This is a genomic window from Thermaurantimonas sp., assembly GCF_046299575.1.
Taxonomy (GTDB): Bacteria; Bacteroidota; Bacteroidia; order Flavobacteriales; family Schleiferiaceae; genus Thermaurantimonas.
In genome coordinates, this window is record NZ_JBKBHX010000003.1 from 176,080 (window position 1) to 200,564 (window position 24,485).

The 24,485-nt window shown below is 42.9% G+C and carries 25 protein-coding genes and 2 tRNA genes; 11 read left to right on the forward strand and 16 right to left on the reverse strand.

The window, feature by feature from the left end; translation table 11 throughout:
- Positions 1-219 precede the first annotated feature (219 nt).
- From trxA to ACK4EX_RS05795, 4 genes are all read right to left on the reverse strand, one after another.
- Positions 220-588: a thioredoxin gene (gene trxA / locus ACK4EX_RS05780; protein WP_124398803.1), complete on the reverse strand. Its 369-nt coding sequence runs from the start codon at positions 586-588 to the stop codon at positions 220-222.
- Between the two features lie 148 nt (positions 589-736).
- Positions 737-3,244, reverse strand: a complete 2,508-nt coding sequence (locus ACK4EX_RS05785) for a sodium-translocating pyrophosphatase (protein ID WP_409770665.1) — start codon at positions 3,242-3,244, stop codon at positions 737-739.
- Positions 3,245-3,357: 113 nt separating this feature from the next.
- Entirely contained in the window at positions 3,358-4,632 is a 1,275-nt protein-coding gene (locus ACK4EX_RS05790; RefSeq protein WP_409770668.1) for a hypothetical protein, read from the reverse strand.
- A gap of 92 nt (positions 4,633-4,724) precedes the next feature.
- On the reverse strand, positions 4,725-6,266 hold the full coding sequence (locus ACK4EX_RS05795) for an AbgT family transporter (RefSeq protein WP_409770671.1): 1,542 nt from the start codon (positions 6,264-6,266) through the stop codon (positions 4,725-4,727).
- A gap of 63 nt (positions 6,267-6,329) precedes the next feature.
- Between ACK4EX_RS05795 and crtD the strand changes: the two genes are divergently transcribed.
- The 6 genes from crtD (at position 6,330) to yidD (ending at position 11,172) form a co-directional block, all read left to right on the forward strand.
- Positions 6,330-7,811, forward strand: coding sequence for a 1-hydroxycarotenoid 3,4-desaturase CrtD (crtD, locus tag ACK4EX_RS05800; RefSeq protein ID WP_409770672.1), 1,482 nt, complete (start codon positions 6,330-6,332; stop codon positions 7,809-7,811).
- Positions 7,808-8,461: a carotenoid biosynthesis protein gene (locus tag ACK4EX_RS05805; protein WP_409770674.1), complete on the forward strand. Its 654-nt coding sequence runs from the start codon at positions 7,808-7,810 to the stop codon at positions 8,459-8,461. Before crtD ends, ACK4EX_RS05805 begins: the two co-directional genes overlap by 4 nt.
- On the forward strand, positions 8,458-8,934 hold the full coding sequence (locus ACK4EX_RS05810; protein WP_409770676.1) for a carotene hydroxylase: 477 nt from the start codon (positions 8,458-8,460) through the stop codon (positions 8,932-8,934). The genes ACK4EX_RS05805 and ACK4EX_RS05810 overlap by 4 nt, the downstream gene beginning before the upstream one ends.
- 52 nt (positions 8,935-8,986) lie before the next feature.
- A tRNA-Leu gene (locus ACK4EX_RS05815) sits at positions 8,987-9,068 on the forward strand.
- Between the two features lie 323 nt (positions 9,069-9,391).
- On the forward strand, positions 9,392-10,873 hold the full coding sequence (gene cysS / locus ACK4EX_RS05820; RefSeq protein WP_409770679.1) for a cysteine--tRNA ligase: 1,482 nt from the start codon (positions 9,392-9,394) through the stop codon (positions 10,871-10,873).
- Positions 10,873-11,172: a membrane protein insertion efficiency factor YidD gene (gene yidD / locus ACK4EX_RS05825; protein WP_277028573.1), complete on the forward strand. Its 300-nt coding sequence runs from the start codon at positions 10,873-10,875 to the stop codon at positions 11,170-11,172. The genes cysS and yidD overlap by 1 nt, the downstream gene beginning before the upstream one ends.
- On the opposite strand, the gene ACK4EX_RS05830 is transcribed toward yidD, so the two are convergent.
- From ACK4EX_RS05830 to ACK4EX_RS05845, 4 genes are all read right to left on the reverse strand, one after another.
- Complete coding sequence (locus ACK4EX_RS05830; RefSeq protein WP_409770681.1) at positions 11,134-11,958, reverse strand: nucleoside phosphorylase; 825 nt, start codon at positions 11,956-11,958, stop codon at positions 11,134-11,136. The two genes, yidD and ACK4EX_RS05830, sit on opposite strands and share 39 nt — an antisense overlap.
- A gap of 88 nt (positions 11,959-12,046) precedes the next feature.
- Positions 12,047-13,030 carry an alpha/beta fold hydrolase gene (locus ACK4EX_RS05835; protein WP_409770683.1) on the reverse strand — a complete coding sequence of 328 codons (984 nt, stop codon included), beginning with the start codon at positions 13,028-13,030 and terminating at the stop codon, positions 12,047-12,049.
- 26 nt (positions 13,031-13,056) lie between these two features.
- Positions 13,057-14,622: a hypothetical protein gene (locus ACK4EX_RS05840; RefSeq protein WP_409770684.1), complete on the reverse strand. Its 1,566-nt coding sequence runs from the start codon at positions 14,620-14,622 to the stop codon at positions 13,057-13,059.
- Between the two features lie 80 nt (positions 14,623-14,702).
- Complete coding sequence (locus ACK4EX_RS05845) at positions 14,703-15,212, reverse strand: hypothetical protein (RefSeq protein WP_409770685.1); 510 nt, start codon at positions 15,210-15,212, stop codon at positions 14,703-14,705.
- Between the two features lie 609 nt (positions 15,213-15,821).
- Here ACK4EX_RS05845 and rplM point away from each other — a divergent pair.
- From rplM to tsf, 4 genes are all read left to right on the forward strand, one after another.
- Complete coding sequence (rplM, locus tag ACK4EX_RS05850; RefSeq protein WP_409770688.1) at positions 15,822-16,277, forward strand: 50S ribosomal protein L13; 456 nt, start codon at positions 15,822-15,824, stop codon at positions 16,275-16,277.
- 1 nt (position 16,278) lies between these two features.
- On the forward strand, positions 16,279-16,665 hold the full coding sequence (gene rpsI, locus ACK4EX_RS05855; protein WP_409770691.1) for a 30S ribosomal protein S9: 387 nt from the start codon (positions 16,279-16,281) through the stop codon (positions 16,663-16,665).
- A 112-nt stretch (positions 16,666-16,777) separates the two neighbouring features.
- On the forward strand, positions 16,778-17,548 hold the full coding sequence (gene rpsB, locus ACK4EX_RS05860) for a 30S ribosomal protein S2 (protein ID WP_409770693.1): 771 nt from the start codon (positions 16,778-16,780) through the stop codon (positions 17,546-17,548).
- Between the two features lie 99 nt (positions 17,549-17,647).
- Entirely contained in the window at positions 17,648-18,472 is an 825-nt protein-coding gene (tsf, locus tag ACK4EX_RS05865) for a translation elongation factor Ts (protein ID WP_409770696.1), read from the forward strand.
- Between the two features lie 251 nt (positions 18,473-18,723).
- Here the strand turns inward: tsf and ACK4EX_RS05870 are convergent, their stop codons facing one another.
- From ACK4EX_RS05870 to ACK4EX_RS05905, 8 genes are all read right to left on the reverse strand, one after another.
- Positions 18,724-19,203: an ExbD/TolR family protein gene (locus ACK4EX_RS05870; protein WP_409770698.1), complete on the reverse strand. Its 480-nt coding sequence runs from the start codon at positions 19,201-19,203 to the stop codon at positions 18,724-18,726.
- A gap of 1 nt (position 19,204) precedes the next feature.
- On the reverse strand, positions 19,205-19,738 hold the full coding sequence (locus ACK4EX_RS05875; protein WP_409770701.1) for an ExbD/TolR family protein: 534 nt from the start codon (positions 19,736-19,738) through the stop codon (positions 19,205-19,207).
- 1 nt (position 19,739) lies between these two features.
- Positions 19,740-20,060: a hypothetical protein gene (locus ACK4EX_RS05880; RefSeq protein ID WP_409770704.1), complete on the reverse strand. Its 321-nt coding sequence runs from the start codon at positions 20,058-20,060 to the stop codon at positions 19,740-19,742.
- 19 nt (positions 20,061-20,079) lie between these two features.
- On the reverse strand, positions 20,080-20,889 hold the full coding sequence (locus ACK4EX_RS05885; protein WP_409770707.1) for a MotA/TolQ/ExbB proton channel family protein: 810 nt from the start codon (positions 20,887-20,889) through the stop codon (positions 20,080-20,082).
- Between the two features lie 39 nt (positions 20,890-20,928).
- A tRNA-Ser gene (locus ACK4EX_RS05890) sits at positions 20,929-21,016 on the reverse strand.
- A gap of 69 nt (positions 21,017-21,085) precedes the next feature.
- Entirely contained in the window at positions 21,086-22,114 is a 1,029-nt protein-coding gene (locus ACK4EX_RS05895; protein ID WP_409770709.1) for an asparaginase, read from the reverse strand.
- On the reverse strand, positions 22,111-22,893 hold the full coding sequence (locus ACK4EX_RS05900) for a TatD family hydrolase (RefSeq protein ID WP_409770711.1): 783 nt from the start codon (positions 22,891-22,893) through the stop codon (positions 22,111-22,113). Before ACK4EX_RS05900 ends, ACK4EX_RS05895 begins: the two co-directional genes overlap by 4 nt.
- 29 nt (positions 22,894-22,922) lie before the next feature.
- A complete protein-coding gene (locus ACK4EX_RS05905) occupies positions 22,923-23,456 on the reverse strand; it encodes a hypothetical protein (protein WP_409770715.1) in 534 nt (177 codons plus the stop codon).
- Here ACK4EX_RS05905 and ACK4EX_RS05910 point away from each other — a divergent pair.
- The gene (locus ACK4EX_RS05910; protein WP_409770717.1) at positions 23,456-24,451 is read left to right on the forward strand and encodes an acyl transferase; all 996 of its coding nucleotides are present in this window, start codon (positions 23,456-23,458) and stop codon (positions 24,449-24,451) included. The two genes, ACK4EX_RS05905 and ACK4EX_RS05910, sit on opposite strands and share 1 nt — an antisense overlap.
- Positions 24,452-24,485 lie beyond the last annotated feature (34 nt).

Consider the following 24,485-nt stretch of genomic DNA (forward strand, 5'->3'; position numbering starts at 1 on the left):
CTCTAATTTCCGGTGGCTAAAGTAAACCGCAATTTATCTGGTGTGACTGACAATTGTCAATTATACATATCCTTACAACGAAATGTAAGAGTACTTTACAGAAATTTCTTTTCTCTGATTTGGAAATAAAATACTCCGAAATGATTATATCACTTCGGAGTATTTTAAAATTGGTTAATTATACGAGAACTTCTACCTATAAAAACTCGAATAAGCGAATTAAATCGCTTTCTTGTTCAGCAGTTGTTCGTCAATGGCTTTTTTGAAGATGCTTTTCGGGAGAGCTCCGGGCTGCATCATGGGCAAGCCTTCCATTGGAATAAACAAAAAGGTTGGAATGCTCTGAATGCCAAATACAGCAGCAAGCTCGTCTTCTACCTCTGTATCTACCTTATATATGTCGATTTTACCGGCATATTCTTCTGATAGTTCTTCCAAAACAGGTGCTACCATGCGGCAGGGCGCACACCAATCGGCGTAGAAATCGATCAAAGCGGGCTTGTCGCCTTTGTATTTCCATTCAGTCTCTTTGGTGTAGTCAAAGATGTTTTCTTTAAATGCTTCGGTGGTGAGTTTTTTAGTCGGCATAATTTGTTAAAAATTTGTGCAAAGGACTTACAATATTTCCGATAAATCAGGTAATTTGAGTTACGCAGGGCACGTATTACATTCTTCTTAACAAAAAAAAGCGGCCTCACGCAGAGGCCGACTCATTGTTTGATTTAAAATTCAAAAATTATTGAGCAACAGTAATTTGTACTTCATGTAAAATGGCCCCGTCGTAGCGGGCTGTAACGCGAGCCGCCACGGGGTCTTTGTCTTTGTAGAGGCTGATGAAACCTTTCATGTCTGACACGTTAGGATCTTCGGCTGAGCGTACAATGATGCTTGATACGAAGAGCACCTTAGATGGTGTTTGAATGCTGGTAGCTGATTCTATTACCTCTCTATCGAGGTAGAGATCCACCTTTCTTAGTGTTCCGTCTTCATTCTGTTCGATTATCGCATTTCGAACTGGGATAGAAAAACTTCCGCGATTTGGTATATTGAGTATTGCATCAGGATGTGGCTGCTCAGCTGGCATGGTAGCTTCCAGTTGAACTGCAGATTCGGTTATGTCAGGCACCTGGTGTTGATCTTTTACAGCTATATGAGGAGCGATCACCAGCGATACGATGCTCATGAGTTTGATAAGGATGTTCATCGATGGGCCTGAAGTGTCTTTAAAAGGATCACCTACAGTATCACCTGTTACGGAAGCCTTATGCGGTTCAGACTTTTTATAGTACACCTGACCATTGATTTCTACACCTTTTTCAAAAGATTTCTTGGCATTATCCCAGGCACCACCGGCATTAGATTGAAACATACCCATCAGCACACCCGATACGGTAACACCGGCCAGCATGCCGCCCAGCACTTCGGGTCCGAAGGCATAGCCAATAATTACGGGTACGATCAAAGCAATAGCCCCCGGAGCAATCATTTCGCGAATAGATGCCTTGGTAGAAATTTCTACACAGCGCTCGTATTCCGGACGTGCCTTATACTCCATAATGCCAGGAATTTCACGGAATTGACGGCGCACTTCGTTTACCATGTCCATCGCTGCACGACCAACTGCTGCTATGGCCAATGAAGAAAAGATAAATGGAATCATACCGCCGATAAACAGCCCTGCAAGCACATCGGCTTTGTAAATATTGATGGCATTGATGCCGGCCACTCCCACAAAGGCAGCAAACAAAGCAAGTGATGTAAGAGCGGCAGAAGCAATGGCAAAACCTTTACCGGTAGCTGCTGTGGTATTTCCAACTGCATCGAGTATATCAGTGCGGTGCCGTACTTCTTCCGGAAGCTGACTCATTTCTGCTATACCACCAGCATTATCTGCTATGGGTCCAAAAGCATCTATGGCCAACTGCATGGCGGTAGTAGCCATCATACCTGCAGCGGCAATACCCACCCCATACAAGCCGGCAAGCTGATATGAACCATAGATACCGGCCGCCAGTACGATGATCGGCAAAACGGTACTTTCCATTCCGACAGAAAGACCACCGATAATGTTTGTAGCGTGTCCGGTAGCTGATTGCTTTACAATCGAATTTACCGGGCGCTTACCCATTGACGTATAATATTCAGTGATGACGCTCATCAAAGCACCTACGATCAGACCTAATATAATGGAGTAGAATACGTGTATGTTGGTAAATGCATACCCGCGAATTTCCATCTGCTCTGGCAAGATGTACTTCACAGCAAAGTAGGAAGCGATGGCAGTGAGTACAATTGAGCCCCAGTTACCTAAGTTAAGCGCTTTTTGTACATTGCCTTTATCGTCAGAGATGCGCACCAACTGCATACCCACTATAGAGAAAAGCAGCCCAAGGCCTGCGAGTATCATCGGTAGCACCACAGGAGCGATTCCTCCGAAGTCGTCATTTGAAACTATTTCTCTACCCAACACCATAGTTGCTAGGATAGTAGCCACATACGACCCAAAAAGGTCTGCTCCCATACCGGCTACATCGCCCACATTATCGCCTACGTTGTCGGCTATGGTCGCAGGGTTGCGCACGTCGTCTTCGGGTATGCCAGCCTCTACTTTACCGACCAAGTCGGCACCTACGTCAGCAGCCTTAGTGTAAATACCACCACCTACACGAGCAAAAAGCGCTATTGATTCGGCGCCAAGAGAGAAGCCCGCTAGTACTTCAAGGGCAGTAGCCATTTCGTCGCCGTTCACATTGCCACCAACACTTACGACATATATGTAGTAAAACACGATAAACAATCCACCTAAACCGAGTACGGCAAGGCTAGCCACACCTATGCCCATCACGCTTCCGCCGGTAAAGGAAACTTTAAGTGCCTTAGCCAATCCGCTGCGGGCGGCTTGCGTAGTGCGCACATTGGCTTTAGTAGCTATGCGCATACCGATGTAACCTGCTGTGGCTGAGAAAACAGCTCCAATTATGAATGCAATCGCAATTACCGGGCTGGAGTTGTGCGTTTGAGTACCCAACCATGCGAGCAGCAGCATAGCGATAGCGGCAAAGTAGCCAAGTATTTTCCACTCAGCTTTTAGAAAAGCCATAGCACCACTGGCAATGTAACTGGCTAAATCGCGCATTTTTTGTTCTCCGGCATCTTGTTTTTCGACCCAGGAAGATTTAACCAACATCGCAATGAGCCCAACGACGCCCATTAACGGAACTAAATACAGTATTGAATGCATCATAATAGTCTGATTTTCAAATCTTTCTTAAAAAAACGGCTGCAAATGTAATGCAGAAAGGCTTGTTAAAACATCATTGGTAATGCGCTTTGTTAAAAAGATCCCTACATGGATCTTTAAAAGGTATTGCGAGGTATTATTTTAAAAGCCTTAATATTAACTCCATCCACCGGTGGTAATTTCCCTTCGGGATAGCGATCCATAAAATTATTAAAGCCTTTTTTTACGACGTAAACAGCCAGGGCATCGCCCAGATTGGTGTAAATTTCAAAATATCCATCCGGATCGATGGGAGTATTAAAGTCGTCGATCAAGGGTTGAATCCACCAATAATCGGTGCGCGAAAAGAGCACTACATCGTGCTCTGCCGGTGAATATCCCCGAATGAAACCGCCGGCTATCATCACATCCCGATAGGGCATAAAGCCTACATATATTCCCTGTGAAGTAGCCTGTTTTTCTAAATGGCGGAAATAATTGTTGTTAATGTCTATTTCAACTCCATCGCTCCATTTGCTCTTCAGACCTCTGATATCTTCGGCATATACGCGTGCCAAATAGGGATTGGGCTCGATATTTCTTATCCGCATGCCAGTGTTGTTGGTGTAATAACTAATGCCCACCGCAGTGCGTTGGTTTGTCGGTAGAAACTCCAGGCGGTATTTCACTGCACCGTAAGTTGGTGTCCATATCACATCAAAGCCTTTCTTCAAAATGGCTTTTTGGATTTTTTCTCCGTTTTTGGGCGTTCTTATTTGGGGTGGATCGGGCAAATCCACAATTTGAGGAGCCTCGCCAGAAGGCGGAATAATAGCCGCTTTACCACTTTCGATTACATAATCGCCAGAGGCATTCTTCAGCGTGTGATCGCCGGCATAACTCGAAAACAAGGTTGATTCACCTCCAGACTTTTGCGTGATACCTGTCTCAATATAAGGTGCAGCTGCTTTATTCGATTGAAGCAATACCTCGCCACCGCTGTATTTAATTTTTCCTGTAGAAAAGGCTAAATCAGCATCCAAGGTGTAGCGCACATCTCCTTTGATCAGATACAGTGCACCTTTACCGTCATTGGTCTGCTCAAGCCACACTTCACATTCGTCGATAAGCTCGATTTTGCTTTTTGGATTAATTACCAATGCTGCCTCGGTACCAGCAGGTATGCGAATGCGATCACCCCAATAAATGTCGTCTCCATTGCGCACGGGCTCCCAATCTTCCTTATTAGATCTCAAAACCTCTACCTGATCCGAGTTGCACACCAAGGTAGTTTTAAGATTAATTAAGCTTACGGGCTCCTTGGGTTTACGTAGGTAGAAATACCAATAAATTCCAAAACCCACCGCAATCAGCAAGATCAGAATGGAAAAAAAACTTACAAGTCTTTTCATGTGTGTTTTTGTAATAATGAAGTTAAATAGTGAGTAGAGCTTGTAAGTGTTTGACTTTCGCCGTCAAAAGTAATGTTTTTAATGTAACAGATTTACGGAGTGTAATACAAGGAAACTCCGGGACCAATCGGCAGGCCAGTGACGATCCACACGATTAGGAGTAGGACCCAGCCAATCAGAAACAACACGGAATACGGCAACATGAGTGATATAACCGTTCCGATTCCGGCTTTGGGCTGATATCGCTGAATGAATGCGACTATCAGAGCAAAGTAGCTCATCATCGGGCTAATAATGTTTGTGACTGAGTCGCCAATGCGATAAGCTACCTGCGTAAATTCTGGAGAATACCCCAACAGCATGAGCATGGGTATAAAAACAGGGGCCATGATAGCCCACTTAGCTGATGCTGAACCCATTACCAGATTGATTAAGGCCGACAATACTATGAAGGGCACCATGATAAATACTGCCATTAGCAATTTGTTTTCAAGCCCCAAGGAACCAATAAGGGCTTTTAGTCCTTCAGCTCCCTTAACGGCGGAAATTAGACCGAGATTCGTCCAATTAAAATACGCTACAAACTGCGCTGCAAAAAATACAAGAACGATATACGACCCAAGAGTTTCCATTGATTTTGACATGCCTTTCATCACATCAGCATCGCTTTTTATGGTGCCAGCGCCTATTCCGTAAGCTATTCCCATGATTCCAGCACTTAAAAATACCAACGCGACGATGCCATGCATAAAGGGCGACTTTAGCACACTGCCATCTGCCCCGCGCAGCACTCCATTTTCTGGCAAAATACCCATAAGAATTAACGCTGTGAAAACAATAAAAGCCACCAAAGCATACTTCAAGCCCCGGCGCTCTGATGTATTCAGATGCTCTATTTTGTCTTGATTTTGAACTTGATAATCTTTACCTAATCTGGGTTCTACAATCTTCTCAGTTACAAAAGTTCCCAAAAAAGAGATCAAAACAGTAGAAAATGCCATAAAGTAATAATTGCAGGCAGGATTTACCACGTAATTTTTATCGATGATGCGTGCAGCCTCTTCAGAAAGCCCTGCCAACAGCGGATCAATTGTACCCAGCAACAAGTTGGCACTGTACCCACCCGATACACCCGCAAAAGCAGCTGCAAGACCAGCTAGCGGATGACGCCCGGCCGACTGAAAAATAATGGCTGCCAGCGGCACCAACAGTACATACCCAACTTCGCTGGCTGTATTGCTAAGCACTCCTGCAAATACAACAACAAAAGTGAGCAACTTCGGGGGCGATGACAAAACAATTTTTCTCAAAACCACACCTATCAATCCGCTGCCTTCAGCAATACCAATCCCCAGCAAAGCAACGAGCACCGTACCCAATGGAGCAAAGCCCGTAAAATTGGTAACCATCTTAGTCAGGATCATGTCTAATCCTTCCCTGGAGATCAGATTTACTGGCTTAATGATGGATCCATTGCCGGGATGCACCACTTCAATGTGAAAAAAACTAACCACTGCTGACAGGACCACAACAATAACAGCAAAAAGAAAAAACAATGTAGCCGGATGTGGTAAAGCATTGCCTGCCCGCTCGATTAAGGCCAAAAAGCGATCAACGCGTGAAGATTTTGTCATTAAAAAATGCTTTTTAAGCAGGCGAAAATAAACTTAACCTTTGTACCCCGCGTATTCTGAAATATGAAAACCAATAAATCCAGTGCTGCCATCATCGGCTCAGGCGTAGCTGGCCTTGCTTCTGCAATTCGCCTTTCGGCAAAAGGATTTGATGTACACGTATTTGAAAAAAATTCTTATCCAGGCGGGAAGCTTTCAGAAATACAAGTCGGAAAATATCGCTTCGACGCTGGTCCTTCGCTCTTCACCATGCCACAATTCCTGGAAGACACCTTTGCAGCAGCTGGTTTACGCCTTGCCGATTACTTTTCATACGTCAAGCATCCTACCGCGTGCCATTATTTTTGGGACGACGGCACTTTTCTGCCCGCCTCTGGCAATCTGAAGGAATTTGCCACTATGGTGGAAGATGTTTTAAAAGTTCCGAAAAATAGAGTTATTGAATATCTTGAAAATGCCCGTTTTACCTACGAAAAAACCGGGAAAATCTTTTTGGAGAAGTCGCTCCATAAATTAGGAACCTGGCTTACTGTCGAAACGCTGAGGGCATTAGCGTATTTTCCCCGTTACCAAATCACCACTACCCTACACCGTGTAAATGAAAAGTGGCTTGAACACCCAAAATTGGTGCAGCTCTTCGACCGATTTGCCACTTATAACGGTTCAGACCCCTACAAGACGCCGGGTATTATGCATATAATTCCGCACTTTGAGCACAATGTGGGTACTTTCTTCCCCATCGGCGGCATGCATGCCATCACTGAAGCGCTATACAAAGCTGCTACCGACCTGGGAGTCACTTTCCACTTCAATACGCAGGTTGAAAAAATCCTTTGGGAAGGCAATACAGCCACGGGGGTACTTGCTGATGGAGATTTTAAACCCTTCGATCTGATCGTGTCAAACATGGACGTGGTGCCTACTTACAAATATCTTTTACCTGATGCACCTCAACCTGAGAAAATTCTAAGTTATCCCCGCAGCAGTTCAGCTCTCATATTTTATTGGGGCATTAGGCATCAATTTCCGGAGTTGGATATGCACAACATCTTCTTCTCAAACGACTACCGCTCTGAATTTGAACACATTTTCCGAAAAAAAACCATTTATCACGACCCAACAGTGTACATCAACATCACCTCGCGCTGGAATCCTGGAGATGCCCCCGAGGGCTGTGACAATTGGTTTGTAATGGTTAATGTACCCGGCAACACAGGGCAGAATTGGGATGAGCTCTTGCAACAAACGCGTGAAAACATTCTTAGAAAATTGAGTAAAAGACTCGGTACTTCCATCGAACCACTCATCGAAGCCGAGGCTACACTTGACCCCAGAAGTATTGAAAGCAAAACATTCTCCTATCAGGGAAGTTTATATGGTGCGGGCAGCAATGATATGTTCTCTGCCTTTGCCCGCCATCCAAATTTTAGCAGAAAAATCCGAAATCTCTACTTTTGCGGGGGCAGCGTTCATCCCGGAGGTGGCATACCCCTATGCCTACTCTCTGCTCGTATTGTCTCCGATCTAATTGAAATATCTTCATGAAAGACATAAAAAACCTATTTAAAAATCTTGAACAGTCACTCCTTGCATTACTTATAGCCATGCACGTATGGGCTTTAGTAGCTTTTAATCTACCTACATTAAGAGGTATATTTCTACCACTAACTCCTTTGAATTTACTCATTAGCGCCTTTGTGATTTTTAAAAGTTATCGCGGACAGACCTTATACGTTTTTGCTCTTGCTTCTGCCATTTATTTGTTGGGATTTTTCATTGAAGCTATAGGTGTTAATACGGGTTTTCCCTTCGGAGAGTATGTATATGGCAACGTTCTCGGTCCTAAGGTATGGGATACACCGATTATCATCGGTATTAATTGGTTTATAATGTTTTCGGGCATCTTGTATGCCATCGAGCTCATTCGACTACCGATACTAATAAAAGCATTAGCTGGTGCAACGCTGATGACTGCTTCTGATTATTTGATAGAGCCTGTAGCTATTTCTCTGGAGTTTTGGACCTGGGACAAAGGTCTACCACCGGTTGAAAATTACATGGGCTGGTTTGTTGTATCTTTTGGGATGTATTTATTGTATTACAAGTTTTTTAAATCGGTAGTTGTGACCAAAAATGCCTTCTGGGTTGTTTCTATTTTTGTATTGTTTTTTGTTTTTCAAAATTTAATTATATGATTTGGGCATACATCCTCGTAGCGTTAGTCACTTTTGTAGCGATGGAATATGTAGCTTGGGCTGCGCATAAATACCTGATGCACGGACCTCTTTGGGTTTTACATCGAGATCACCACATTAAGGAGCCTGGATTTTTTGAAAAAAATGATGCATTCTTTCTAATTTTCGCTATACCCTCTTGGCTATGCATCATGCTAGGTCTCATGTATTCAAACAACTGGTCAGTGAGCATCGGCGCTGGTATTGCTTTGTATGGCATTGCCTATTTTATTGTACATGAAGTTTACATCCATCAGCGCTTTAAATGGCTGAAGCCCTCTAAAAACCTGTACTTTGCCGCCATATTGCGCGCTCACAAAATGCATCACAAGCATTTGGTAAAAAATCCGGGAGAGAGCTACGGAATGCTCTTTATTCATCCGAAATACATTCGCGAAGAAATTGAATTTCGCAAGCGCAAAGCAGCTATGTAAAATTTTATACTTTATTTATTTTCTCATATATCTATTTTTGCAGGCCTGAAACGCCGAAGTGGTGGAATTGGTAGACACGCACGTTTCAGGGGCGTGTGGAGAAATCCGTGTGGGTTCGAGTCCCACCTTCGGTACTTAGAGAAAAAGCTGCCCTACCATGGGCAGCTTTTTTATTTTTAAAAATCGCTTTTTCACAATGTCTTTACAACAGTTTTCCTTGATAAATTTTTGTAATTTTTAACCTATATCTCAAAAAGGTTTAATCATTTGCTGTGAAAACTTTTCACTAACCAGTTGTTTTTATAAATTTTTAGTTTGATCGGATTAATTATTTTTTTGAGTAAAAAACATTGCCTGCATATATTGTCAAAATCTCGCGTTATAAAAAACCTTTTTGATTTTATTGAAAAAATAGTCCATCAATTCTACCGAAATTTGGAGCGTCAACCACAAATAGATGAAACACGGCGAAACACAAGAGATTTATATATATAATACTCTATCAGGTGAGAAAGAAAAATTTGAACCCTTAAACCCTCCATTTGTAGGAATGTACGTGTGCGGACCTACCGTCTACAACGACGTACACCTGGGCAACTGCCGCACATTCATATCTTTCGATGTGGTATTCAGATACTTACAACACATAGGCTACAAAGTTCGTTATGTGCGAAACATAACAGATGCCGGCCACCTTGAAAACGATGCCGATGAAGGCGAAGATAAAATCGCCAAAAAGGCTCGGCTGGAACAGCTCGAGCCAATGGAAGTGGTGCAACGCTACACCGTGGGCTTTCACCGCATTATGGAGCGCTTCAATGTACTGCCTCCCTCCATTGAGCCTACAGCCACAGGACATATTGTGGAACAGATTCAAATGATTAAAAAAATTCTCGACCAAGGGCTTGCATATGAAGTAAATGGTTCAATTTACTTCGACGTGAAAAAATACATGGAGAAGGAACCTTATGGCGAACTGAGTGGCCGGAATGTGGAAGAATTAATCGCAGGCTCTCGCGAGCTCGAAGGTCAAAACGAAAAGCGGAATCCACTCGACTTTGCCTTATGGAAAAAGGCTTCACCCACGCACATCATGCGCTGGGAATCGCCCTGGGGAGAGGGCTTTCCGGGTTGGCATCTCGAATGCTCAGTAATGAGCACCAAGTATTTGGGTGAAGTATTTGACATTCATGGCGGAGGGATGGATTTGAAATTTCCGCACCACGAATGTGAAATAGCCCAATGTACTGCCGCCCACCACAAGAAGCCAGTTCGTTATTGGATGCACGCCAATATGCTCACGCTCAATGGTAAGCGCATGAGTAAGAGTACAGGTAACACCCTGCTGCCACAAGAAATCTTTACCGGCCAAAATCCTTTCCTCTCTAAGCCTTACAGCCCGGCAGTTGTGCGCTTCTTTATGCTTCAGGCGCATTATCGGAGCACACTCGACATCAGCGACGAGGCACTGGCCGCAGCTGAAAAGGGATTTCGGCGTCTTATGGATGCTATTGCCCTTTTGCCTGAGCTGAAGGCTGCTGAAAAATCTACCTTCGATGTGCGTGCCACCGTACAAAGGGTGTACGATGCACTGAACGACGACTTTAATACCCCCATAGCCATCGCTGAGCTTTTTGAAATCGTTCGCTTTATCAATCTGATGAACACCGGCCAGGAGTCTCTGACTGCCTCTGATTTACAATACTTATCAGACCGTGTAAAAGCACTGGTACAAGATGTGCTCGGCCTGGAAGAGGATTCCCATGCGACCACTGATACCAGCAAGCTCGATTCGGTCATACAAATTTTGATCGAAATACGTCAAAAGGCACGTGCAGATCGAAATTTTGCTCTTTCTGATCAAATTCGCGATCAATTGTTGAAGGCTGGAATTCAACTAAAAGACACCAAAGAAGGCACAACATACACCCTTTTATAATGGAAATTTTAAAAGCTTTAAAAAAACTGACGGGCTATTTTATCATTTTGCCCGTCAGATCATATCAATACTTTTTTTCTCCATTCTTGCCAAAAGTCTGCAGACATACACCTTCGTGCTCAGAATACATGATAGAAGCAGTACAAGTATGGGGGCCATTAAAGGGCACATGGTTGGGACTGAAGCGGTTGTCGCGCTGTCACCCCTGGGGTACCTATGGCTACGATCCTGTGCCCCGACCTGATTCTGCTACTCAAAAATTACAATCTGCTGAGCACATCCAATCCCCTGAGGATTAACTCCTCCATTACTGCCTCCGGCTGAGGAGAGAATTCGCCCGTGATGCGATTGGCTAAGATGGCGTTGAGTGAAACAGCCCGATGACCCAGCAGGGTACTTAATGCATAGATACCGGCTGTTTCCATTTCGAGGTTTGTAAGGCCCTTTTCGGCCACAAAACCGCTTTGAGATCTCAACCAGCTAAGTGCCGAAGGTATTCGGATGCTTCTTCCCTGTGGACCATAAAATCCGGAAGTTGTAAGTGTAATTCCTTTTATAAAACCGGCATTCTCGAACTCCGTGATCAAACCTGCATCGGCCCGGGAGTGATAAGCGAAAAGGCCAGGCTGTATCTCGGTTAAAGGTCCGAAGTCATATCCAGCATGCAAACCGTCGATGCCCCAGGCCTCTTCACTTACAAGTAATGTACCTACCTGAATGTCAGTCTGTATGGCTCCTGAAGTGCCCATGCGGCAAATAATCAAACTCTTGGGAAATGGGTGAGCGATGCGCTCTGGCAGAAGCACATTTGCTAAAATATCCAATTCGTTTAGCACGATATCGACATTATCTGTGCCAATACCTGTAGATACTACTGAGATCAGTCGGCCGCGATAAGTTCCAGTGATGGTTCGAAACTCCCTGTGCTGACGCGTAAGTTTTACTGATTCGAAAAATCCGGCCACTTTATCCACCCTACCCGGATCGCCTACTGTGATGACAATTTCAGAAATTTCTTCCGGTTTTAGATGTAGATGGTAAATCGATCCATCCGGATTTAAAATGATCTCGGCCAGATTTTGCATACTGGAATCGTTTGGACTTAATGCCCGCAAATGTAATTGCCGTTGCTGCGGATTCAGGCTGTGCTCTCAACAAATGAAACCTTTGGGGTTATTTCTTTTCGGTTACAAAACCGGAATCAATAAATTTTTTCACCGCACTGTTGAACGTATCTGCTCCCTCCCATTGCACAAAGTGTCCGCATTTAGGCACCATTACTAGAGTAGCTTTTGGAATTTTGCTATATCCGGCCAAAGCCACATCGCGCGTACGCCCAGGATTCAGAAACCGATTAGGAATTAAGTTGTCACTTTCACCAAAAACGATTAAAGTGGGTTGAGTCAACTTATCGAGCAGGTCAAACACCGGCTGATTAACCATACCCTGTACACTCTTGGGGATTATGTAACAATACCCATCGAAGTCTGATGCAAATCGCATGGCCAGTCGGTCGCGAATCATGAAATCGGCATCTTTGGGAAATTTGTAGAAATTAAAGCCAAAATTGCTCTGCACGGTTTGAGCTGGCGTGAGCGCAGTACTTCGTGCAGTTACTACCTCTCTGAACCACTGTTTTTGTCCTTCGTTAAAAGTTTCAAATCCTGCAGGTGCTGCCAATATTAAAGCTTTTACGCGCTGGGGATACCTTAAAGCTGTGACAATCGAAATCTGACCGCCCATGGAATGGCCGGCCAAAACAATCTGTTTAAGCCCCAGTTTGTCAGCAAACTGGATGACGACATCTGAAAAGAATTCCATCGAGCCATCGTAATCGCCCTTTGAAGATTTACCGTAGCCAGGCAAGTCAATAGCTATGCATCGGTAGTACTGGCGCAGTACTTCCACATTCTTTTTCCAGGCTGGTAAATAACTGCCAAGCCCGTGAATGAAAATAATTGTTTCACTGCCCTTTCCTTCATCAGCATAGGCCACAGTAATATCGTTTGAAAGTTGAACTTTTTTAGTTTCAAATGGATACTGCAGCTCCTCAAACGACGAAATTCGAGGGTAATCATCCATTGGAGTCATCAGCATTTGCGCTTGTGCAATTTGTATCCAATAGAAAAGTGTAAAAATCAACCCTAATTTTTTCATTGTTTAAAAGCTTTTTAAACATGTTTTTAAAACATAAGCCATCGGTACACCAGAAACACCGTCCACGGATTCACCGGACGGGTATTAACACCACCGTTTACAAGTGAGCTGTTGTAAAAGTCACCGAGCCATAGGTATGCGCCGTGCAGTTCTATGTTCATAAATACCTGGGGGGTATATTGAAGTCTAAAGTTCATTTCATTGCCAATCAAGAATCCACCGCCAGAAGGGGCTACGTTACTTACAGCTGTGGCTGCACCTATCTTTCCATTTAATTTATGAGGTACAAAATCCCTATGGACATTCAGTACCATACCCGTAACCCCGAAACCCAAATTCGATGGATCGGTCACTGCGGCTACAAATCGGTTTACCACATTGCCATGTGGGAATAGGATATAGGCACCATGGCTTATATATAAACTTACTGGTGAGCCCCAAGTATTACCTGTTAGAATGCCAGAATATTTATTATCGGACAGCGAATTTGCATCTCCACTAGTGTACACGGCATCTAAGTGAATGATATCGCCAAGAGTTTGTCCGTATTTATAGGCGAGTCGAATGTTAGAACCAAATCCACCAATGGAGGCACGCCTGTGAAACGTTTGAGCAGGAGAGATCGTATCTACCCGACCAAAGTTGTAGTTAAAAAATCCGTTAAACGTCCATGGACCCATGGCGTGATCTGCATTGTAATTGACGATTGTACCGACCCATCCTATATCAGCCCTGTAACCACTACCCAGAGGAAAGCGATAGGTACCGTTATAGTCGTTTAACACCGAATTCAGACCCTGCCCTAAAATCGAAGGACCACCTTCGCCATTGCCGCGATCGCGTACATAGTCAGCACTTAATGCCACACGCCAAAGACGGGCCACCTCGCGCTCATACATCCACTCAAAGCGCTGAACATCGTCGTCTTCTTGCGGATTGTTTTCGTAAAATTGCCAAAATCCCACCTTCATGCGCTCAAAGTCGCCGTCGTAGCGCACATTGATGCCCGAAGCATCAGTACCCCAGTAAAAAAGTCTGTAACCCGTATTTGTCAGTTGATCAAATAAAGTGCGATACGCATTGCCCGGATGGTCAAACATTCGTTGAAGGCCAAAGAGTACTGACCATTTTTTAAAAGGCAAAACTTCTAATTGAATGTTTTGCGTTTGAATGTTTACCTGGTCAGCAGAGAGAGCCCCACCGAAATTACCGCCTACGCCATAAGCCACATCGCCCCATGTATAATCGATTTCAAACGACGTTCGCAGGATAGCCTTGCCGTTCAGCAACTTAGGTGAATAGATCAAAAAGGGCAAGAGCCGTTGTTCAAAATATTTGGCGGTCAATTCCTTTGAAGTATTGGTGGTATTTTGACCGAAGAGTCGCCCGAAAATCTGACCTCTTAAAAAGTCGTTCGTTGGAAAATAATTACCAGCTACATATTGATTGTAAAATAGGGCAAAGACTTGTAGCTCCCGATCCGCCTTTTTTGGTATTGCCCTATCGAGCTCGCGAAGGGTGGGCGCTTGCACTTGCGCCATTACGCGGTATACTGAAAACAGAACAATTGTGAGAAATAGTCCTTTTTTCATACATTTAAGTAAATTTTGGGCATAAAAAAAGCTGATAAGTTGCCGTTTTGGGCATCTTATCAGCTTAGTAGGTTAGTAGATTAAGGTACTCTCACGTAAGTCTGCACATTGGCTTGACCGAGAGCCCCGCCATTGGTACTTCCAAATCCACCTTGCGGTGTAGGAGGTACTGCCTGAATATCGGGCTGAGTTTGCACGATCTCGTATTTCATCGTATTGCCCGTGATTTCAAATATTCCTTCACTGATCAGTGCTGATGGTTGAGTTTGCTCTACGCGAATTGTCCAAATATTGCCGACGTTGCTCTTTGTTTGAGTGTAGGTTCCTGACAGAGTGGGCAATTGAACTCCATTTTTATTCCATTGCTTTACTTCGTAAGTATTGTTTGTTTTAAATTCGGCGTAGATCGAGTCGATCTGAAAGAGCGTTACAAGTAGAGGGGCGACATTTGCCTTTGAAGATTGCCATTTACCTTGAATGCCTACGAGCTGGGTGGTGTTGTCGTCGTTGTTATCGTCTTGTTTTTTACAACCAAGTAGAGCTGAAGCTACGAACAAACCAAGTAAAGCGTAATTTTTGTACTTTTTCATTTTTAGGAGATTTAAAATTTCACGTAAAGTTAAAAAGATGTTTCCACTATGTGAAAACCAAGCAAAATTCAGATTAGCCCTGACTTATAATTTTTGACAAGTTAAAAATTTGTTTTAAATTCTGATATTCAACATTTTTTACTCATTAAACACTTAACGACAATCGATCGATTAAAGACTCAATTTTCTACTCAAAATCTTTCTTATGCCATTGGTTTTTGAGTTCTTTGGCTGCTAAAATCTAATTTTCTTCAGCATTTTTACCACAGTGCCTCATAATTGTAGCAACATTGGACATAAAGGGACTATTTCCATTTTCACGGGAGTTGGTATTCATTACTTATTTACATTAAAGTCAAAATCTGGTAACTTTTACACTTATTGAAATGTACATTAAAGACAGAACTTAAAAATAAATCAAACCCTGTCTATTGCAAAAAGAGAAAATTCTACTACCAAGCTTATATTTATTTACAAGTTCTTAAAAGAGTGATCTTCGAATAAAAAATGCTGCATAAATTGAAGAATTGAAAATTTAATGTACTTTTGCAGCCCAATTTTTAGCCATTGTAAAACAATATTGTTCAAACATTTATAATTAAGACAACTGTGGATACGATTAGTTATAAGACCATTTCAGCCACTCCCGCAATGGTGGAGAAGAAGTGGTATGTAGTAGATGCAACAGGCGTGACGCTCGGTAGACTTGCATCTGTAGTGGCTAAAATCGCCCGTGGAAAACACAAGCCCTATTTTAGCCCAAACATCAACTGTGGTGATCACGTGATTGTGATCAATGCGGAAAAAGTAGCTCTTAGTGGTAACAAGCTGACCGATAAGCAATATGTATTTCACACCGGTTATCCAGGTGGTCAGTACCACAGAACTCCCCGCGAAATCATGGCAAAAAGACCCGAAAGAGTAGTAGAATTGGCTGTGAAAGGTATGCTGCCAAAGAACAAATTGGGCAGAGACCTCTTTCGCAATGTGCGCGTGTACGCCGGCCCAACGCATGAACACGAAGCACAAAAGCCAGAAGTGTTGAACATAAATGCATGGATATAATATGTCAATAACACACGCTGTAGGCCGCAGAAAGACCGCTGTAGCCAGAGTATTTTTAAAGGAAGGTAGCGGTAACATAACCATAAACGGTCGCGACCTCAAGTCTTACTTCTCTACAGGTATTCTTCAGTCGAAAGTGCTTCAGCCACTGAAACTCACAGGTACTGAAGGCGCATTTGACATCAAAGTTAACGTTCAAGGCGGTGGTATCACAGGCCAAGCTGAAGCAATTCGCCATGCCCTTAGCCGCGCTCTGTGCTTAGTGAACGCTGAATACCGCCCTGCACTCAAGGCCGAAGGTCTCTTGACTCGCGACCCACGCATGGTAGAGCGCAAGAAGTACGGTCGTAAAAAGGCTCGCAAGAGATTTCAATTCTCTAAGCGTTAATGGTGTATTTAGCATCCAAACCGGTAGGATCGGGTTAACCCCCCGCTACCTGTCGGTTGCTAAGTCAGCAGCTTAGTAAAAGGAAAGTAAAGAACCAACTTAACCTCAATACATGAATCACGAAGAAGTAGTAAAAGAGTTGCTCGAAGCTGGTGTGCACTTCGGACACCTCACTCGCAAGTGGAATCCGGCAATGGCTCCATACATTTTCATGGAGCGCAACGGAATTCACATTATCGACCTCTACAAGACTGCACAAAAACTTGAACAGGCTGGTGAAGCGCTCAAGAAGTTAGCAAGCAGTGGAAAAAAGATTTTGTTTGTAGCCACTAAAAAACAAGCAAAAGATGTAGTTGCCAACTTGGCTCAAGAGCTCAACATGCCTTACATTACAGAGCGTTGGCCGGGAGGTATGCTTACAAACTTTGTGACCATCCGCAAAGCGGTAAAAAAGATGACAAACATCGACCGCATGAAGGCTGATGGTACTTTTGATACACTCTCTAAGAGAGAAAAGCTACAAGTAGAGCGCTTGCGTGCAAAGCTTGAGAAAAACCTCGGATCTATTGCCGATATGAGCCGTCTGCCCGCAGCTCTTTTTGTAGTGGACATCAATCGAGAGCATATTGCCGTTAAAGAGGCTCACAAACTCAACATTCCAGTATTTGCCATCGTCGATACTAATACAAATCCTTACGAAGTAGATTTTCCCATTCCTGGTAATGACGACTCTTCGAAATCTATTGCAAAAATTCTGGAATATGTAAGAGTCTTCTTACTTGAGGGAATGAACGATCGCCGTAGCGAAAAAGACAAAGGCAATACAGAAAAGGTGGCTAAAAAAGCCGCTAAAATGGCTACAGCCGACGAAGGTGAAGAGTAATGTGGTAACCTTAATATTCGCGTAACAAATTTAGCAAGGGCAAAAATGTAATTTTGCCCTTGTTTATTTAAATAATAACCTAAAAATCAATCGTTTAATATGGCTAATATAACAGCAGCTGACGTAAACAACTTAAGAAAAATAACCGGAGCAGGCATGATGGACTGCAAGAAAGCCCTTGCAGAAGCCGATGGTGATGTAGAAAAAGCAATAGACATCCTCAGAAAAAAAGGCCAGAAAATCGCTGCCAATCGTGCAGATCGCGCTACTACTGAAGGTTGTGCCCTTGCCACTACCAATAAAGATAACACTTATGGTGTAATAGTCGCTCTAGCCTGCGAAACAGATTTTGTGGCTAAAAACGAGGGCTTTATTGCGCTCAATCAAGCTATACTCAACATTGCTCTTGAGAACAAACCAGCAGATATTGAAGCACTTAAAGCTCTTCCATTCCAAGGAAGCCTCACAGTAGGCGAAAAGCTGATCGAACAAACCGGTGTGATCGGCGAAAAAATCGACATAGCTGGGTACGCTACCCTCGAAGGCTCGTATGTGACTTACTACATTCACTCAAATAAAAAGATTGCTACTTTGGTAGCCCTCACAGCTGAAGCTCCAGAAGCTGGTAAGGATGTTGCCATGCAGGTAGCCGCTATGAATCCGATTGCACTTGATAAAGATTCTGTATCTCAGGATATTATCGAAAGAGAACTCGAAATCGGTCGTGAGCTCGCTCGTCAAGAAGGTAAACCAGAAAATATGATTGACAAGATCGCTCAAGGCCGATTGGGCAAGTTCTTTAAGGAAAATACTCTGGTTGAACAAGAGTTTATTAAAGAGCCAAAATTGAGCGTCGCCCAATATCTTGATTCTGTACAAAAAGGTCTTAAAGTAACCGGTTTCAGAAGAGTTGCTTTAGGCTGAGTAAGATAAAATTTTATTTTAAAAAAAGAATCCGTCGTTAGCAAAGCGACGGATTTTTTGTTTTTTAAAGAAACATTTTAATTAAAATCAACACGTGGAATTTATCTTGTAAATACAGAGTGTAAATTCTCGTAAAATCTTCTTTTACAGTTTGTGTAATAAACTCTTACGATTCAATCTAATTTTTAAAAAAATTGCTGTAAAAAAAAGCTGCCCGATTGGACAGCTTTTTTGAAAGATAACGTAACTACTTAATTATCGCCAAAAGGTTTACCTTTCACTGTTGAGTAGTTGATCTTCAGGGCTTGGGCTCTGCGCAATTCAAATTTAAGATCCGTAATTAATCCCATTTTTACAGTTTTATCGGCTTTGATAGACACGGTCATGAGCGGTCTTTCAGCCTCATTTCTGCGCTCTCTTTCGTCTGTAATATAGGGACCTATATCGCTTAGTGTAGCAAATTGGTCGTTTAGCTGGATGCGAGGTTCAGTACCAAATTGCGCTTGGAGCGATTTGATTGGAGGACCAACATAAATATATGAAACCAGTGACCTGCGCTCGAGCTTCACTACCTCTGTGGCAAAGGGTTTCCTGTTCTGCACAAGTAGGGTAACTTCACGCATAACGGTAGTAACCATAAAGAAGAACAGAAGCATGAATACGATGTCAGGCAGTGAGGCAGTAGATATGGCAGGCTGGCTTTTACCTGTTTTGCGTTTAAATTTTGACATATTATTTGAGTTTTACAGGTTCAGCTTCTGAGATTTTCAACGGGTAATAATCAGCTATTTCCTTAGCGCTGGCCTCATCGAGCAGGTTAAACTTTCGTCCGAAGCGCTTCAGAGCTTCTTCGTCTCTAAGTTCATTATAAGCAGCCGTCAATTCGTTTTGTACGGCAATGTACATTTCGTATGATGTGCCTCTGTCGTTTTGCAAAGAAATCACATGCTTTTCAGGGCTTTCAGAGAGGTTTTCTTCCTTGCCGAAGTTAGCTATGTGTCTTTTTGCATATTCCTTCAAGTCTTCCAATTTCATATACTGGTCGTCCACCAGGAGTAGGTCCTGGCTATTGACCAGCACGCGTAAAATGTTGCGCTCTTTAATGGGTGGCATTTCCGGTGGTTCACGCTCATCGTATGGTGGAAGCTTACGCGAAATACCAGAATCCACATCCATTGTTGTAGTAACGAGGAAGAAAATCAAAAGCAAGAAGGCTATGTCTGCCATCGAACCTGCATTGATCTCCGGGGCTGCTCTTCTGGCCATTTTATTTGAAAATTTTAGAAACTTCTACGTACAAAATTGAAAGTACTGAAAGAAGGGCAAGAACGTAAAACGTAGTTAGCCCTGTGCCTACCATTTTAGATTTTGCTTCAGTAATGCCCATAGAAGCCGGATAGTTTACGTAATCGCTGCCATCGGCTATTGAATAGCCAATGAAAAAGATTACAAGCAACAAGGCAATACCTATCAGTGCATTTTTAACTTTGCTGAAGTGGGTAAAAACCTTAGCAATTGCAAAGCCTGCAATGGCGGCAACACATATACCAATCATGATATATGTGAGTATGATTCCGGTATCGATCATCGTTCAAATATTTTAAGGATTATTTACCCATTTTGTGATTGTATTTCACAAGTAAATCGACCAGTGAAATGGAAGCTTCTTCCATTGAGTTAGTGATGCTATCGATTTTAGCTATAATGTAGTTGTAGAATATCTGAAGAATCATTGCAACGATGAGACCGAATACGGTGGTCAATAGAGCCACTTTAATACCACCAGCTACCAGTGATGGAGAGATGTCACCTGCAGCCTCGATGGCGTCGAAAGCTTGAATCATACCAATTACAGTACCCATGAACCCAAGCATAGGAGCAAGAGCGATGAAGAGAGAAATCCATGATACACCTCTTTCCAGCTGACCCATCATCACACCACCATATGATACGATCGACTTCTCTACGATGTCAATACCTTCGTTGTATCTGTCAAGACCTTGATAGAAAATAGAAGCAACCGGACCACGTGTATTGCGGCAAACTTCTTTAGCCTTTTCGATACCTCCGCTGTTGAGGGCCTGCTCAACGTTGGCAATCAGTTTTTCATTGTTTGTATTAGCGAGGTTAAGATATATAATTCTTTCGATGCTAATGGCCAGACCAAGAATCAGTGAAATCAATACGATTCCCATGAATTCTGGACCACCTTCGATAAATTTCTCTTTGATGATTTGGTGGAAAGTCTTTGTGTTTTCAGCAGCAGCTTCATCAGCAACTTCTTTCTCCGGCGCAGCTGCTGTTGTTGTTTGCTCAGTTTGCTCTGCATTAGCGGTGTCTTCTTGAGCGAAAGATAGATTGAATGAAAACATCAGCATACCAGCTGAGAGTGTCAAAATAGAGAGCGCTTTTCTCATACTTGATGTTGGTTTTTAGGTTAATTTACAGTTAATCAGCGGAGAGAAAGGGATTCGAACCCTTGATACCCTTTAGGGGTATACACGCTTTCCAGGCGTGTTCCTTCAGCCACTCGGACACCTCTCCGTACCTCGTTTTTTACCTGAAAAAACGCACGCAATTTAACAAAATTTCATTCGCACGAAAAAATGAAAATTAATTTAAGGTTATTTCACCAGCCAGAGGTGTTTGAAACAATCTTTTAAACTCTGTAAGGTCTTTAGCCAAAGGAAGGGTGCACATGGTTTTGGTGATAGCAGCTTCGCGCGTCATATCATATCCGCTGATCACGTCGTGATCCAATAGCCAATGACTTACTTCGTATTTTCCCATAGCTACGGAGCCTGCCTTACACTGAGAAATGTTTATAACAGGAATTTTTCTATCGTTCATCATTTTGAGCAGTGATTTCAACTCTGGATTTTTTGGTGCATTTCCCGCACCGTATGTCAGCAGAATGAGTGCTTTCAGATGATGTGCATTTTCTAAAGCACTTCGCATCCACTGAAAATTGATACCTGGAAAGAGACTAATGTTTAGGATATTAGACTCGTAATCAGTAAAGAGATGCACAGGAGCATCTGAAGAAGGGAGCAGGTTTTGTCGGTAAATTTTGATTTCAAGTCCTGCTTCGCCAAGCAAGGGATAATTCGGGCTTTTATAGGCTTTAAAAGATTCCGATGAGTGCTTATAGGTTCGATTTCCTCTGTAAAGTTTGTATTCGAAATAGATGCAGACCTCTCTCACCAAGGGTTCACCATTTTCATCGCTGAACATGGCTATCTCAATGCTGGTGAGCAGGTTTTCCTTTCCGTCGGTTCGAATGATGTTGATGGGTAACTGTGAGCCGGTCAGAATAACGGGCTTGTTCAAATGGCAAAGCATAAAACTCAATGCAGAGGCCGTAAAGGCCATAGTGTCGCTGCCGTGTAGCACCACAAATCCATCGTAAAAGGCGTAATTCTCAAAAATCTGATGAGCGAGCTTTACCCAGTGATCAGGAGTCATTTCGGTAGAGTCGATGGGTGTTTCCCACGATTGAAAATGAATCTCAGCGGGCAGTTCCTTCAGTTCGGGTATTAGAGCATAAAGTTTTTCAAATTCAACAGGTACCAGAGCACCATCGCTTCCTTGGCGTGCCATTCCTATTGTGCCCCCGGTGTATATGACGAGTATTTTTTTCATTTCCAGGCTTTTGGAAATAAATTTTTCGAGTTTTTATACGTGATTTCTGCTGCATCGCCTGGTGTAGTTTTCCAGACCTCGGCCAATTTGGCAAGTATGTATAAAATATAGGAAGGTTCATTTCTCTTGCCCCTGAAAGGCACCGGACTCAGATAGGGTGCATCTGTTTCGAGCACTATTCGCTCTTTTGGCACATGTGGCAAGATTTCTGGTAAATCCGATTTTTTATACGTGAGTACACCTCCTATTCCGAGGTGAAATCCAAAATCTACAATCCATTGAGACTCTTCTAACGTGCCTGTAAAACAGTGAAATACTCCTTTAAGGCCTCTGCCTCTATAAGGTTCGAGTGCATCAAAAATGGCTTGAAAGGCATTACGGCTATGTATCACGATGGGCAAGTTAAACTCCAATGCCCACTGAATGTGTTGATCAAATGACTGAATCTGAAGGTCGAGTGTAGAAACATCCCAATAGAGGTCGATGCCCGTTTCGCCGATTGCTACTACATCGTCTTGATAATCATTGAGATATTTATTAAGCTGAGTAAGTTGTTTTCTGAAATCCTCTTTTACCGATGAGGGATGGAGCCCAATCATTGGAAAAAGATGTGACGGATAGCGTTCAACAGCTTTTTGGAGAGCCGGCCAGGTGGAAATTTCAATGTTTGGCAAGAGCATCCGTTCCACACCTGCATCGATAGCTCTCTGTAGTATTTGATCGAAATCCGCATCAAAATCTTCTAAGTAAATATGTGTATGGGTATCAACAATTTTCATGAAAGGCCTAATACGGTCCAAAGGAACACCTACTGTGGTCTTTTTACAACTATTTCGGGAGAAAAAGAACGGGCAGATACATTCAGTGCTCTATCGACCAGACGTATGCCTACTCTGATAGTATCTCCCTCGGCAAGGCCATCTATGGGAATTTCGTATTGAATTTCGCCTTCAAGGCTTTTTACCTGTCCGGGAGGAGTAATGTTTGGAATTCGAGCATTAAAGTTAAAGGTATCGACTATCAAAGAATTTTTTATGGTAAAAAGTTCAATCCACAAATTGTGGTAAAAAGGACTGGAGATGTCAAAGGGAGGCAAGGTATCGCCTTCACTGAGGCCAATGTCGCCATCGCCATCCCGAAAGGTCATTTCGAGGTGTAACATGTGTAATCCAAGAGGTTGAGAACGTTTGAAGTAATGACTTTTGTATTCAATCACGGGTATGGGATCAAAGGGATTAAACTTTCGGCATGCGCCCATGAGTAAAACTACTGAAAGTATCCAAAAAAATGGCATACGTACTTTTGCCATAGTTTTATCATAATCTTTGCTAAGGTACTTCATTGGAAGCGTCATTTTTCACACCGTCTGAAATCATAACAGAGCTTTCAGACAATTTATTCACTGAAAAGGCTTTGGAAGTTTTCAATTTTCAACATGCTCATTGCGAGGTTTATCGAATGTTTGTGGACGGGCTGGGTATTAATGTTTCGTCTGTTAAAACACTAGAGCAAATACCCTTTCTGCCGATCGAAATGTTTAAAAAATTCCAAATTCTCACTGCTAAAAGTACCTATCAAACCATTTTTAGAAGCAGTACTACTACAGGTGCTATACCCTCAAGTCATTATATAGCTGACCTCGATTGGTACAAAAAGAGTTTAACCACCGGATTTCAACTTTTTTACGGTGCGCCTGGAGAATTCTGCATTATCGGCTTATTACCTTCTTATCTCGAACGCAAGGATTCCTCGTTGGTGTATATGGTAAATCACTTAATGCGCCTTAGTGCTCATCCTCTAAATGGATTCTTTTTATATGAATACGAAGAACTTGTAAATCGCTTAGAATATCTAAATAATAAAGGTCAAAAAACACTGCTCATCGGAGTAACATTTGCATTACTTGACTTGGCCGAACGTTACTCCCTGGAACTTCCTGACACAATACTCCTCGAAACAGGCGGAATGAAAGGGCGAAGGCGAGAAATGATACGCGAAGAAGTGCACGACATTTTAAACGATCGGCTCCGTCCAAAGCGAATTGATTCAGAATACGGAATGACAGAGTTGCTTTCACAGGCATACAAAATGGGAGAATTGCCCTTTGTTACAGAACCTTGGATGCGTGTGTTTGCTCGAAACATAAACGACCCTCTTGGAGCTTTTGCCTACAATTCCACCGGACTATTACATGTGATTGATTTGGCAAATGTGTACAGCTGTGCCTTTATCGCTACTCAAGATTTAGGTCGAGTTTATTCGGATGGCACTTTTGAAGTATTAGGACGCTACGACCATGCCGAAGCACGCGGTTGTAACTTGATGGTGAGTCTTTGAAAATATACCGAGTTTTTATTTACTTTTAAAAAGT